Raw genomic sequence first — 13,488 nt, forward strand, 5'->3', positions numbered from 1 at the left:
GACTATCAACGACGACCGCGCTGCAAGAATGCTACGAGGATGATCACGGCGCCTTGCACCGCCGCATTCAGATACACGCTGATGATGCTCGTGAGATTCAGTATGTTGTTGATGACCGAGAGCAGAATCGCGCCGATGACCGTGCCGATCACGCGCCCTTCGCCGCCCTTCAGCGCCGTGCCGCCGACGACCACCGACGCGATCGCTTCGAGCTCCCACAAGAGGCCCGTCGTCGGCGTGGCGGAGCCTAGACGCGGCACATACAGAATCGTCGCGACGGCCACGCACAGACCGAGCAGCACGTACGTCACGATCTTCACGCGATCCACGCGAATCGCGGCATAGCGCGCGACCTGTTCGTTCGATCCGATCGCCTGCACATGACGCCCGTACACGGTGCGATTCAGAACGAGCGCGCCGCCCGCGGCCACGATGAGGATAATCCAGATCGGCACCGGCACGTGCAGCAGGCTCGCGTAGTACACCGGCCCGTACAGATCCACGAGCGAATTGTCGAGCGTGAGCGCGCCGCCATCGGCGAGCCACGTCAGCAGCGCGCGAAAGATGCCGAGCGTGCCGAGCGTGACGATGAACGGCTCGATGCGCCCCTTCGTGACGAGCACGCCATGCGCAAAACCGAACATCGCGCCGAGCACGAGCGCAAGCACGATGCCGAGCGCGATGATCAAGAGCGGCGGCACCGCGTGGCCATGAAAGCCCTGCATCAGCGCGTTCATCATGTAGATCATGCTTCCCGCGATGAGCGCGGCCATCGAGCCGACCGACAGATCGATGCCGCCCGAGATGATGACGAAAGTCATCCCCACCGCGATGATGCCGATGAACGACGTGCGCGTGAGCACGTTCATCGCGTTGTCGACGGTGGCGAAATCGCCGTTGAGCAAGGTGCCGCCGATGCACAGCGCGATCAGCCCGATCAGCGGCCCGACGCCGAACAGAAAGCGTGCGACGGTGGAAAGCCGGCTTTCGCTTATCGTGTCTTCAGTGTGTGCCGGTCGCATGCGCGATCAACCTCTCTTCGGTCAAAAGATCCATGCCGAGCGTCGCGACGAGTTCGCCCGCGCGCATCACCGCGACGCGATGACACAAGCCGATCAGTTCGATCAGTTCGGACGAGATCACGATCACCGCGCGGCCTTCCGCAGCCAGTCGGTGAATCAGGAAATAGATATCGCGCTTCGCGCCGACATCGACGCCGCGCGTGGGTTCGTCGAGCACGATCACGCGCGGATCGGGATTGAGGAACTTCGCGAGCGCGAGCTTCTGCTGATTGCCGCCCGATAACATGCGCGCGCGTATCGACGTGTTGCCGGTGCGAATGCCGAAGTCCTTCACCGCGCCCTTGAGCGCATCGCGTTCGGCGCGCGTATCGATGAGCGGATGCGCGTAGCGTTCGAGCGTCATCATCGTGAGGTTGTCTTTCAGCGCCATGTCGACGTGCAGGCCGCGCCCTTTTCTGTCTTCGCTCAGATACGTGAGGCCGTGTTTCATCGCTTCGCGCGGGTTCGTCAGACGCGCGGCCTTACCTTCGATCGCGACGCGCCCCGCGCTCAACGGCCGCAAGCCCACGAGCGCCTCGAACAGTTCCGTGCGCCCCGCGCCGACGAGTCCCGCGAAACCGAACACTTCGCCCTGGCGCACCGAGAAGCCGATGCCGTCCGCCCAGCCCGGCACCGATGCGCCTTCGACTTCGAACGCGACCGGCGCGTCGTCGGGCAACGGCGGCTTGTCGGGGAACATGTCGGAGACCTCGCGCCCGACCATCAGGTTCGCCATCTGCTGACGCGTGAGTTCGTCGGTCGGCGCGCGCGCGACGAACCGGCCATCGCGCATCACGATGACTTCGTCGGTCACGCGCTCCACTTCGTCGAGCTTGTGCGAGATATAGACGATGGTCGTGCCCGCATCCTTCAGACGCGCCATCAGCGCGAAGAGGCGCTGCGTTTCCGACGGCGTGAGCGTCGCGGTCGGCTCGTCCATGATGAGCAGGCGCGCGCTGCGCAACATCGCCTTCGCGATCTCGACGAGCTGCTTCTCCGCGACGATCAGATCGCGCACTTTCGTATCCGGATTCTTGTGCAGGCCGACATCGTTCAGCGCGGCGCGGGCGTCGTCGCGCATCGCTGCTTCATCGAGAAAGAAGCCCTTCTTCAACTCGTGCCCGAGGAACATGTTCTGCGTGATGCTCAAGTGATCCGCGAGATTCAGTTCCTGGTGAATCAGCACGATGCCCGCGTGTTCCGCATCGCGCGAGCTTGAAAAATCGCGTTCGCGTTCGTCGATGAAAAGCTCGCCCGCGTTCGCGCGCTCGTAGCCCGCGAGAATCTTCATCAACGTGGATTTGCCCGCGCCGTTCTCGCCGAGCAATCCGTAGATGCGGCCCGGCGCGAGATCGAACGTGACGCCGTGCAGCACGCGCACCGGCCCGAACTGCTTTTCGATGCCCTGAAAGCGCACGGCGAGGCTCATCGTCACGCGCTCCTTCTTTGAATCAGCCGATGCGGTAGCAGCACGCCCGGCACCTCCGCGCGCGGATCGCGCAGGCGCTTGAGCAGCAGATCGGCTGCGGTTTCGCCGAGCAGTTGCATCGGCTGCGAGACAGTCGTGAGCGGCGGATCGACATGCGCGGCCACGGCGATATCGTCGAAGCCGACAACGGCGACATCGCCGGGCACCGAAAAACCCGCGCTGCGAAAGCCGTTCATCACGCCGATGGCAAGCGTGTCCGACACGGCGAAAGCGGCGGTCGGACGCGCATCGCCCAATGATGCAAGTTGCGCGGCCGCGCGTTCGCCCGCGTCGTAATCGAGGCTGTCGAGTTCGATCTGCCATTGCGCGCGCGGTTCGATGCCCGCGTCCATCAGCGCATCGCGATAGCCCGCGAGCCGCTGCCGTCCATACAGATAACCTTGCCCGGAGTTGATGAGCGCGATACGCCGATGCCCCTTCGCCGTCAGATAGCGCACGACATCGCCCGCGGCGAGATGATTGTCGATGCCGACATACGGCACGCCCGCCGCCGGATCGAACTCGCAGCACGCGACCCACGGCAGCGCCGACGCTTCTTCGGCCAGCGCCTTTTGCACGGCGGCGGGATCGAGGCAGATGGCGCCATCGGCGCGGCGGCCGCGAAGGAGATCGAAATAGCTTCGTTCGCGCAGCGGGTCCGCGCCGGTATCGCACAACAGCATGAAGTAGCCGTTCTGACGCGCGACGCTGTCGATGCCGCGCACGATCGCCGCATAGAACGGATTGCCGAAGTCGGGGACCATCGTGAGCAGCAGGCGGCTCTCCGCCGTGCGCAGATTGCGCGCGAGTTCGTTGATGCGATAGCCGCTCGTCGCGACCGCTTCAAGCACTTTCTCGCGCGTCGTCTCGCGAACGTTCGTGTGTCCGTTGAGCACGCGCGATACGGTCGCGACGGAGACGCCCGCGCGTTCAGCGACGTCGGCAATCGATACTTCTTCGCGTGGTCGAACGGTATCTGACATCGCCCAGGCCGCTTGTCGCGATCGAGATGTAATGGATTACATTATTTGACCGTAGCGCGCGCGAAGGCAACTGCAATCGACTAGGGAAAAACGCTTAAGGGCCGGCATGTCGATCTCGTGTCATGGTGCTCGTCGTAAGGTGTGAGCGGCGCTACGACGCTCGATAGATACACCATCTTCAAGGAGCGATCCACATGCGATTCATGATGCTGATGATCCCGCGCGGCTACGAAAGCGCGCAACCCGGCACGATGCCAAGCGCGGACGCCGTCGCCGCGATGATGAAATACAACGAGGAATTGCAGAAGGCCGGCGTGCTGCTCGCGCTCGACGGACTGCATCCTCCGTCGATGGGCGCGCGCGTCACGTTCGAAGGCGGCAAGCCGCGCGTGACCGACGGCCCCTTCGCCGAAGCGAAGGAAGTGCTCGGCGGTTACTGGATGTTGCAGGTAAAGTCGCGCGAGGAGGCGATCGAATGGGCGAAGCGTTGCCCTGCGTCCGATACGGAGATGATCGAAGTGCGGCAGGTCATGGAGATGGACGATTTCCCGCCGGACGTGCAGCAAGCCGCGGCGGGTTTCGATGACATGCAGAAGACGGCGAAGCGCTAAAGACAACGCCTACGCGATCGCTTCGAGCGCGAGCGCGATGCCCTGTCCGCCGCCGATGCACAGCGTCACGATTGCGCGCTTCACGCCGTCGCGGCGCATCGCGTGGGCGAGGCGCGTCGTCAGCACCGCACCGGTCGCGCCGATCGGATGACCGTGCGCGATCGCGCCGCCTTCGACGTTGACGATGTCATCCGGAATGCCGAGGGTCCGCGCCACCGCGATCGGCACCGCGGCGAACGCTTCGTTGATCTCGAAGCGTTCGACATCGCCGAGCGTCCAGCCCGCGCGCTGCAACGCCTGCTGCACCGCAGGCACCGGACCGAGCCCGAACATGCCCGGCTCGACCGCCGCGACGCCGAACGCCGCGAGCCGCACGAACGGTTCGATGCCGCGCGCGTCCGCTTCGTTGCGGCTCGTCACGATCATCGCCGATGCGCCGCTGTTCAAGCCCGGCGCATTGCCGGCCGTGATCGTGCCGTTGGGACGGAACGCCGGACGCAATTTCGCGAGCGCCGCGAAATTCGTGTCGGGACGCGGCTGCTCATCGCGCGCAAACGTAACGGTTTCCTTGCCCGCCTTCACATCGATGCCGACGATTTCCGCATCGAACGCGCCATCCTTCTGCGCCGCCGCGAACGACTGCTGCGAGCGCTCCGCCCAGCGGTCCTGCGCCTCGCGCGTGATATCGAGCTTCGATACGAGATCTTCCGTATGCCAGCCCGAACGCTCGCCCGAGAATGCATCGACGAGACCGTCGCGCAGCATGCTGTCGTAGATCTGCGCGTTGCCCATGCGGTAACCGCGACGGCCGCCATCGAGCAGATACGGCGCGCGGTCCATGTTCTCCATGCCGCCCGCGATGGCAAGACGCGCAACGCCCGCCGCGATTTCGGTCGCCGCCGTCGCCACGGCCTGCGCGCCGGAGCCGCACACGCGATTGACCGTCAGCGCGGGCACGGAAACCGGCAGCCCGCCGCCGACCGATGCCTGCCGCGCCGGATTCATGCGATTGCCCGCCTGAATCACGTTGCCGAACACGACCGAATCGACCGATGACGGATCGAGCGCCGAACCCGCGCGGCGCAACGCTTCCGCGATGACGGCAGCGCCCAGATCGACGGCCGGCGTGTCCTTCACCGCGCCGCCGAACGCGCCGATCGCCGTACGCACCGGATGACACAACACGATGTCTTGCGCAAACATGGCGAGCCTCCGGTCAGCGCGGAATGCCGCTGAGATAGATCGGCGTATCGGTCGACAGCGATTCTTTGACCGCGCGGCCGGTTTCATCGACGAGCACTTCTTCCTGATTCTTCTCGACCGCGGCGAGCACTTCGTTCACGACGTGCTCGGGGGTCGATTTGGGCGCGGTGACTTGCGCGGTCATGTCGGTATCGATGTAACCGGGATGCGCCGCCACGACGAGCGTGCCCTGCTCGCGCAACTCCTCGCGCAACGCGTTGGTCGCCGCCCACGCCGCCGCCTTCGAGATGTGATACGCGCCGCCCGCCGGCAGCGAGACCCAGCTCAGCACCGACAGAATGTTGATGACCGCGCCGCCGCCGTTCTTCTTCAGCACGGGCGCGAATGCCTGCGTGATCGCGATCGGCCCGAACGTGTTGATTTCCAGCAAATCGCGGATGCTTTGCGTCGATGCCGCGTCGACGAGCAAGCCTTGCGTCGCCACGCCGGCGTTGTTCACGATCACTTGCACGTCGGTGTACGAAGCCGCCGCTTCCGCGATATCGGCGGCGTTCGTCACGTCGAGGCGGATCGCCTGCACGCCCGGAATGTCGACGCTCTTCGGATCGCGCGCGGCGGCGTAGACCTTCGATGCGCCCGCGTCCAGCAGCGACTTGGCGAACTGCTTGCCAAGACCGCGATTAGCGCCAGTGACCAGAACTACTTTTCCTTTGATCTGCATGAACTGCTCCATTCAACTGTGCATATGCACTTAAATCGAGAAAAGAAAGGCTCGCGCATGGCGAGCCTGCTGGATGCCACTCACTCCATCGTCGTCAGTTCGAATAGCGACTCGCGCAAGGCCTTCGCACGCTTTTCGCCGAACTTCGCTTCGAATTCCGCCTGCGCCGCGCGCCAGTGCGCCGCCGCCTGCACGAGCGTGTCCTTGCCCGATGCCGTGAGACGCAATCCGACCGCGCGCGAACCGGCCGATTCCTGCGCCGCTTCGACGAGGCCGTCGCGCTGCAAAGGCTTCAGCGCGCGCACGAGCGTCGTGCGGTCCATCACCATCGCGTCGGCGAGTTCGATCATCTGCGCGCCGGGCTTGCGCCCGATCGCCGCGAGGATCGTGAACTGCGCCGCCGTGATGCCCGCCGCGTTCAGATGGCGCTCGTACATCTGCGACACATAACGCGCCGCCTGACGGATCGCGAAACAGTTGCAGTCGAGTGGAGAAGAGTTGGAAGTCATGTCGCGCAGCATAGAAGTGCATATGCACTTTGTCAAGCGGGCCAATTCCAATCGATACGATAGACGCGTCGCCGGAGTGTTCGGGAATCGTCGCGCGCGATGCGGAGGCGAAACGCGCAAAGCCGCCACGGCCGTGCGATCGAGGCGTATCGGGCCTATGCCGAAATCCGCATCGCAGGCGCGACTAAACACCAAGACGCGCCGAAATTGGCTCTCTACATTTCGCATGTCCGACGCGTAGGGATGTTTCATTCGATTTCGATTCGCCAGATCAAAAAGGAGAGGGAAAACCATGCGCTTTCGTACCAGACCTTTGGCATGGCTCGTGGCATGCGCCGCGACCACGCTCGGCGTCGTGCCTTTTGCCGCAAGCGCCGACGAACTTCCGGTCAAAGTGGGTTTTGCCGCGCCGCTGACCGGCGCGAACGCAGGCTACGGGAAAGACCTCCAGAACGGCGTGCAGCTCGCGCTCGACGAGGCCAACGCGAAGAAGATCACCATCGGCGGCAAGACGGCCAAGTTCGAGATTCACGCGGAAGACGATCAGGCCGATCCGCGCGTCGGCGTGCAGGCGGCGCAGAAGCTCGTCGATGACGGCGTGGCGGTCGTCGTCGGGCACTTCAACTCGGGCACGACGCTGCCCGCATCGCCGATCTACAACGCCGCCGGCATCCCGACGATCGATCCCGCCGCGACCAACCCGACCATCACGACGCGCGGCCTCGAAAACATGTTCACGGTGATTTCGAGCGACGCGCAGAACGCGGGCAACGCCGGCGTCTATGCCGTGACGACGACGAAGGCGAAGCGCATCGCGATCATCGACGACCGCACGGCCTTCGGTCAGGGCGAGGCCGACGAGTTCGAGAAGGCGGTGAAGGCAAAAGGCGGCACGATCGTCACGCGCGAGTACAGCGACAATCAGACGGTGGACTTCAGCGCGCAGCTCACGCGCATCAAGGCGGCGAACGCGGACCTGATCTTCTTCGGCGGCCTCGACCGGCAGGCAGCGGCCGTCGTCAAGCGGATGAAGCAGCTCGGCATGAACGCGCAGTTCGTGGGCGGCGGCGGCGTGATGGACGCCGATTTCCTCAAGCTCGCCGGCGACGCCGCCGAAGGCGCGCAGGCGTGGGAATACGGCAGCCCGCTCGACAAGCTGCCCGAAGGCAAGGCGTTCGCCGACAAGTTCCAGAAACGCTTCGGCGTCGCGATTCTCTCGTATGCGCCGTTCGGCTACGACGCCGCATGGGCCGCGATCAACGCGATGCAGAAAGCCAATTCCATCGATCCGAAGGTGTATCGGCCGGTGCTGAAGACGAACTCGTTCCAGGGCATCACCGGGCCGATCGCGTTCGACAGCAACGGCGCGCTGAAGAACGCATCGTCGACGCTGTATCAGGTGAAGAACGGCCAGTGGGAGTCGGTCGTCACCAAGCACGGCATGTGATTGAAACACTTCGCGCGGCTCATCGCGCGAAGCGTCTCAGCCCATTCAGCGAGCGGGCGGTTTGTCGCTGCGCGCGAGCGTCGCGATGAATCGCTCGAGATGCTCGTTGCATTCGATGACCGCCGACAGGCGCACTTCCCGCAACTGTCTGTCGTGCTCGTTGATGACGACGATGAGCCGGGGCAGCACGGCCTCGGGCAGGCACCAGTCGCCGCTCGTCAGGCCCCGGTTGAGCAGCCCGAGCACGTTGCCCTCCACGTCATCGAGAATTTCCGCATCCAGGCTGCCGAAGCCCGCCTCGGTGAGCAGCCCCGTCAGCAGCACCGCCTGCGCGATGCACTGCGCTTCGATCAGCCCCGCCCGTTGCAGCCGGATCGATTCGAGCGCAATGCGGCACTGGAGGATGACCTTGTCCGCTTCGCCGCGCGGCATCGGCAGCCAGTAGAGCCTGGCGTTGCGGTCCCGCGACGTCCTCGGGAGCCTGCGTATTTTCGCGTTCTGCATCGCAGTCACCTTTCGATGTTCATTCGAGAAACATCAGGCAGAGGAGCGAAGCGAAACACAGAAACGAACTGAAAAAGAAAAACCAGTCCGATCTCGGCAAGGTCCTCGTGACACCGTGCGGTTCGAGCCGGTCTTCGCGTACGATACGCCACACCACGACGTATTCCGCCAGTGCAAAGCACAACATGATCGCTGCGGCAAACAGGAAGAAGACAACCAGAAGATTGATGGACATTTCAAGCGCCTCCCCGATAGTGGTCGAGATCGTCAGACGCGGCATGCGCATGACGGTGCCTGTCCCGATCGAACCGTCGCTCGCGCTCGTATCGGAACATGTTGACCATGCTAGCGACTTGAATCCTTCACGCCGCTATCACGAGTGTGCGGCAACACTCAGTATTACTACCGAATGTTCAACATAACGCTCAGTCGTCCCGGGCGCGCAGGATATAGCCAAGACCGCGCAGCGTCATGATCTGCGCGTTGCCGCCTGCCAGCCGTTTGCGCAGACGGTGAATATAGATGTCGATTGCATCGGCGCTTGCAACGTCGTCGAGGCTGAAGATGCTTTCCATCAACATCGACTTCGATACGGTCTTGCCCTGCCGCAAGATCAGCGCTTCGAGAATCGCGTGCTCGCGGCGCCGCAGCGTCAGCGGCACGCCGCCGTAGCTGAACTCGCGCGAATCGAATTCGTAGTGCAGTTGGCCGCAGACCAGCGCGATGGCTTTCTGCGCGCTCTGGCGGCGCACCAGCGCCTTGATGCGCGCCACCAGTTCGCGCGCGTCAAAGGGCTTGACGACGAAATCGTCCGCGCCCGCGGCGAAGCATTCCACTTTGTCCTCGATCGAACCGTGCGCCGTCAGCATCAGTACCGGCACGGTGTCGCCGCGCCGCCGCAGCCGCCCGAGCAGTTCCTTGCCGCTCATCGCGGGCAGGCGCATGTCCAGCAGCAATACGTCGTAGCCCTGATGATTGAGCATCGACACGGCACATTCCGCGTTGGAAACATGATCGACGACGAACGATTCCGCCTTGAGCAAATTCACGATCCAGTGCGCCAGTTCGGCGTTGTCCTCGACGAGCAGCAGTTTCATTGCGCATCCTCGCCGTTCCACGCCGGCAGCCTCACCGACACGCACAGGCCCGTGCGCCCGTAGCCCGCGCCGAGCGTGACGCTGCCGCCGTGCCGCAGCGCCACCTCGCGCACGATCGGCATGCCGAGCCCGGTGCCATCGCCCAATGCCGTCGCGCGATAGAATCGCTCGAACACATGCGCGCGCGCTTCCGCCGACAGCCCCGGCCCGTTGTCGATCACCTGCAGCAGGACTTCATCATGCGCGCGCCTCACGATCACGGTGACGCGCCCGCCACGCTGCGTATAGCGGATCGCGTTATCGACGAGATTCCACACGAGTGCGCCGAGCAGCGGCGCGTTGCCCGCGACCAGCGCGCCCGTGCCGGCTTCCGCGCCGAGGTCGATGTCGCGCCGCTGCGCCGCCACGATCTGCTCTTCGAGCACCGAGGCCACGACATCGGCCATATCCGTCATCGTGCGAACCGGCATGGGCCCGGACTCCGCCTGCGCCAGCATCAGAAGTTGATGAGTCAGGTCTGTCATTTTTTTCATGCTCCTGCGTGCACCCTGAAGTGCGGTCTCGCATGCGCATTCACCACGGCAATGCAGGCAGGCGTATTGGATCTGGGTGTCGAGCAGCGTCAGCGGCGTGCAGAGCTGATGGGCCGCGTCGGCGACGAAATGGCGCTGCGTCTGCGCGTGAAGCCTGATCTGCGCGATGCATTGATTGATGGCATCGACGATCGGACGAAGCTCGCGCGGCAATCCTTCGGCGGGCATCGGACCGATCTGCGAGGGCGTGCGCCCCGCGACGTCGTTCCTGAGCCGCATCAGCGGACGCAGCTCCATCGCGAGGCCGAGCGGCACGAGTACGGCGAGCAGCGCGAGCATCACGCACGCGCGGATCAGTTGCGGGCGCCACAGTTGATCGCGCATCGCCTCTCGCGACTGCCGCGTTCTTGCGACGACGACCGTCACCGGCACGACCTTGCTGCCTTCGTACAGCAAACGCGCGTAGCCCACGGCGCGAAGCGCGGTGCCGTCGACTGTGGTGTCGTAGTGAACGGGTTGCGAGATGTCCTGCGCGGGCATCGCGAGTTCGGGCGTGCCGCCGAGCAGCCGACCTTCGCCCGTGACGACCTTGTAGTAGATCCGATCCCGATGCGACGACTCGAAGTTGTCGAGCGCGCCGGGCAGGATGGTCACGGCAAGGCTGCCATCGGACCATGAAAGCAACTCGCCGATGGTCCGCGCGGAAGCCAGCAACGCGGCGTCTTCCATCCTGTCCGCGGTACGGCAAGCGGCGTGAAAGGAAGCGATCGAAGTCAGCAGTACGAAGAGCGTGAGCGGCACGAGCAGCCAGAGAAGCAGACGCGCGCGCAGGCTCGTACGCATCCGGCAGGCCGCGTCCGGATTGCGACGGCGATGCCATGCGCGCCGCGTGCTGTATGGATTGTCGTGCCCGCCAGTCTCATGCTCACGCATAAGCACTCGCGATCACGCCATTTGAAGCGAAGGATCTCAGTAACACCAAGGATCTCCGTCGGATCGCCGCGCGTCGCGCGGCCTCTTCTTCCTTGGCGCGGATTGTATTGGGGCGAATCCTTCGCAGTCCTTTCGCGAATTCCTATTCTGAATCCGGGATTTCCATGAGCCGCATACGGACAATGCGCTTAATACATCGTCCCGAGCGCATCAAGAGCGGCGTTGCAGCGTTTCGCGCGTGCGCGCCGCTTCTCCGTCCAGCCATTGCGCGAATTGCTGCAATGCCGTCGATGGCGCGGGCCGCTCCGGATACACGAGGTAGTACGCCGCGCCGCTCGGCACGCATAGCGGGAACGGCGCAATCACGCGCTTCGCGCGCAAGTCTTCCTCGATCAGCGAGACATCGCCGATGGTCACGCCCAGACCTTGCATCGCGGATGTAATCGCCAGATCGAGCGTGTCGAAATGCTGCGCTTTCGCCGACGGCAGGCCCGGATAGCCATATGCGCCGAGCCATCGCAACCAGTCGCGCCGGTCGCGCGTGGGATGCAGAAGCGTCTTGCCGGCGAGATCGTCAGGCGTCGGCGTGGCGTTTTTCTTCGGCTTCCACAATTCGGGCGCGCAGACCGGCGTCAGCACTTCATCGAAAAGATGATGCGCGCTCACGCCTTTTCCCGATGGCGCCGCGCCGAAGACGATCGCCGCGTCGAACTGTTCCGCGTTGAACTCGACACCGTGCGACACCGATGCCGTCACTTCCACCACCAGCTCCGGCCGCTCGTTCTGCAGCCGGATGACGCGCGGCAGCACCCAGCGCATCGCGCAGGTCGGACACTTCACGCGCAATACGCCCGATTGCGCGCCGCCTTTCGCGAGCGCATCTTCTATCTGCCCGAAAGCCTGCTGCAAAGGCGCGACGAGCAACGCGCCGTGATGCGTGAGCGCGAGCCCGCGCGCCTGCCGCGTGAAAAGCGCGTAGCCGAGATGCGCCTCCAGTCCGGCGATCTGGCGGCTGACCGCGCCTTGCGTCACGTTGAGCACGTCGGCGGCGCGCGTGAAATTCAGTTTCGCGGCCACCACGAGGAAGGTTTTGAGGACGTCGAGCGAAGGCAGCGGTTTCATGGGTTTTTGACATGTAGCCATGATCTGAAAGCATGGCTAGTATGACAAAGTTTCGATTGTCCGCGCTTTATTGCCGCGGTTGAATCGACGGCAGCTTTTCGTCGAACCGCAATCCGGAGACATCCGCCGTGCAAAGCGCCTGCATTCCCGAGTCGAAGCTGCCGAACGTCGGCACGACCATTTTCACCGTTATCGGCCAGTTGGCCGACGAGCATCATGCGCTCAACCTGTCGCAGGGCGCGCCGAACTTCGCGTGCGATCCGAAGCTGATCGAAGGCGTCGAGCGAGCCATGCGGGCGGGACATAACCAGTACTCGCCGATGTCCGGCGTGCTCGCGTTGCGCGAAGCCATCGCCGTGAAGACGCAGAAGCTCTACGGCGCGACCTACGATCCGGGCACGGAAGTCACCGTGGTCGCGAGCGCGAGCGAAGGCCTGTACGCGACGATCAGCGCGCTCGTGCATCCCGGCGACGAAGTCATCTATTTCGAGCCGTCGTTCGACAGTTACGCGCCGATCGTCCAACTGCAAGGCGCGAAGCCCGTCGCGATCAAGCTGTCGCCGGAGAATTTCCACATCGACTGGGACGAAGTCGCCGCCGCGATCACGCCGAAGACGCGCATGATCCTCGTCAACACGCCGCACAATCCGACGGGCAGCGCGTTCACCGCCGCCGACATCGAGCGGCTCACGGCGCTCACGCGGGACACGAGGATCATCGTGCTGTCGGACGAAGTGTACGAGCACGTCGTGTTCGACGGCGCGCCGCATCACGGCATGGCGCGCTATCCGGAACTGGCCGAACGCAGCGTGATCGTGTCTTCTTTCGGCAAGTCGTATCACGTGACGGGCTGGCGCGTGGGCTACTGCCTCGCGCCCGCCGCGCTGACGGCGGAGATCCGCAAGATCCATCAGTTCATGACTTTTTCCGCCGATACGCCGATGCAGATGGCCTTCGCCGAGGCGCTCGCGGACGAATCGAGTTATCTGAATCTCGGGCCGTTCTATCAGCACAAGCGCGATCTGCTCGCACAATCGCTCGAGGGTTCGCGCTTCGAGTTGTTGCCGAGCGCGGGCAGCTTCTTCATGCTGGCGCGCTACGACGCGATCTCCGATCAGTCCGACAGCGATTTCGTGCTGCGGCTCATTCGCGAGGCGCGCGTCGCGACGATACCGCTGTCGGCGTTCTACACCGACGGCACCGACAATCACCTGATCCGCCTGTCCTTCGCGAAGGACGACGACACACTCATCGAAGGCGCGCGCCGCCTTTGCTCGATTTAGCCTTTTTTGGATC

Annotated in this window: 14 protein-coding genes; 3 read left to right on the plus strand and 11 right to left on the minus strand. The window is 64.1% G+C overall.

What is annotated here, in order from left to right:
• Nucleotides 1–5: 5 nt before the first annotated feature.
• From AWB77_RS13025 to AWB77_RS13035, 3 genes are read right to left on the minus strand one after another with little or no spacing between them, the layout of a single operon-like run.
• Nucleotides 6–1,022, minus strand: a complete 1,017-nt coding sequence (locus tag AWB77_RS13025; protein ID WP_061134865.1) for an ABC transporter permease — start codon at nt 1,020–1,022, stop codon at nt 6–8.
• Nucleotides 1,003–2,490, minus strand: coding sequence for a sugar ABC transporter ATP-binding protein (locus tag AWB77_RS13030; RefSeq protein WP_061134866.1), 1,488 nt, complete (start codon nt 2,488–2,490; stop codon nt 1,003–1,005). The genes AWB77_RS13025 and AWB77_RS13030 overlap by 20 nt, the downstream gene beginning before the upstream one ends.
• A 2-nt stretch (nt 2,491–2,492) precedes the next feature.
• Nucleotides 2,493–3,512, minus strand: a complete 1,020-nt coding sequence (locus tag AWB77_RS13035) for a LacI family DNA-binding transcriptional regulator (RefSeq protein ID WP_061134867.1) — start codon at nt 3,510–3,512, stop codon at nt 2,493–2,495.
• 194 nt (nt 3,513–3,706) lie between these two features.
• Between AWB77_RS13035 and AWB77_RS13040 the strand changes: the two genes are divergently transcribed.
• Nucleotides 3,707–4,123, plus strand: a complete 417-nt coding sequence (locus tag AWB77_RS13040; protein ID WP_061134868.1) for a YciI family protein — start codon at nt 3,707–3,709, stop codon at nt 4,121–4,123.
• A 9-nt stretch (nt 4,124–4,132) separates the two neighbouring features.
• On the opposite strand, the gene AWB77_RS13045 is transcribed toward AWB77_RS13040, so the two are convergent.
• The 3 genes from AWB77_RS13045 to AWB77_RS13055 form a co-directional block, all read right to left on the minus strand.
• Entirely contained in the window at nt 4,133–5,326 is a 1,194-nt protein-coding gene (locus AWB77_RS13045) for a thiolase family protein (protein WP_061134869.1), read from the minus strand.
• 13 nt (nt 5,327–5,339) lie between these two features.
• Entirely contained in the window at nt 5,340–6,047 is a 708-nt protein-coding gene (locus AWB77_RS13050; RefSeq protein ID WP_061135121.1) for an SDR family oxidoreductase, read from the minus strand.
• 80 nt (nt 6,048–6,127) lie between these two features.
• The gene (locus AWB77_RS13055; protein ID WP_061135122.1) at nt 6,128–6,556 is read right to left on the minus strand and encodes a MarR family winged helix-turn-helix transcriptional regulator; all 429 of its coding nucleotides are present in this window, start codon (nt 6,554–6,556) and stop codon (nt 6,128–6,130) included.
• Nucleotides 6,557–6,848: 292 nt separating this feature from the next.
• Here AWB77_RS13055 and AWB77_RS13060 point away from each other — a divergent pair, with 292 nt between their 5' ends.
• Nucleotides 6,849–8,003 (plus strand): branched-chain amino acid ABC transporter substrate-binding protein, encoded by a 1,155-nt coding sequence (locus tag AWB77_RS13060; protein ID WP_061134870.1) that lies wholly within the window; start codon nt 6,849–6,851, stop codon nt 8,001–8,003.
• Nucleotides 8,004–8,048: 45 nt separating this feature from the next.
• On the opposite strand, the gene AWB77_RS13065 is transcribed toward AWB77_RS13060, so the two are convergent.
• The 5 genes from AWB77_RS13065 to AWB77_RS13085 form a co-directional block, all read right to left on the minus strand.
• Nucleotides 8,049–8,507 carry a Fis family transcriptional regulator gene (locus AWB77_RS13065; protein ID WP_244158539.1) on the minus strand — a complete coding sequence of 153 codons (459 nt, stop codon included), beginning with the start codon at nt 8,505–8,507 and terminating at the stop codon, nt 8,049–8,051.
• 19 nt (nt 8,508–8,526) lie between these two features.
• Entirely contained in the window at nt 8,527–8,793 is a 267-nt protein-coding gene (locus AWB77_RS13070; protein WP_061134871.1) for a hypothetical protein, read from the minus strand.
• Between the two features lie 139 nt (nt 8,794–8,932).
• The gene (locus tag AWB77_RS13075; protein ID WP_061134872.1) at nt 8,933–9,604 is read right to left on the minus strand and encodes a response regulator; all 672 of its coding nucleotides are present in this window, start codon (nt 9,602–9,604) and stop codon (nt 8,933–8,935) included.
• Nucleotides 9,601–10,980, minus strand: a complete 1,380-nt coding sequence (locus tag AWB77_RS13080) for a sensor histidine kinase (RefSeq protein WP_061135124.1) — start codon at nt 10,978–10,980, stop codon at nt 9,601–9,603. The genes AWB77_RS13075 and AWB77_RS13080 overlap by 4 nt, the downstream gene beginning before the upstream one ends.
• A gap of 300 nt (nt 10,981–11,280) precedes the next feature.
• A complete protein-coding gene (locus AWB77_RS13085) occupies nt 11,281–12,192 on the minus strand; it encodes a LysR substrate-binding domain-containing protein (RefSeq protein WP_061134873.1) in 912 nt (303 codons plus the stop codon).
• A 128-nt stretch (nt 12,193–12,320) separates the two neighbouring features.
• On the opposite strand from AWB77_RS13085, the gene AWB77_RS13090 reads away from it, so the two are divergent.
• Nucleotides 12,321–13,475: a methionine aminotransferase gene (locus tag AWB77_RS13090; RefSeq protein WP_061134874.1), complete on the plus strand. Its 1,155-nt coding sequence runs from the start codon at nt 12,321–12,323 to the stop codon at nt 13,473–13,475.
• Nucleotides 13,476–13,488: the final 13 nt, after the last annotated feature.

It is taken from the genome of Caballeronia fortuita, assembly GCF_001544835.2.
Classification (GTDB): Bacteria; Pseudomonadota; Gammaproteobacteria; order Burkholderiales; family Burkholderiaceae; genus Caballeronia; species Caballeronia fortuita.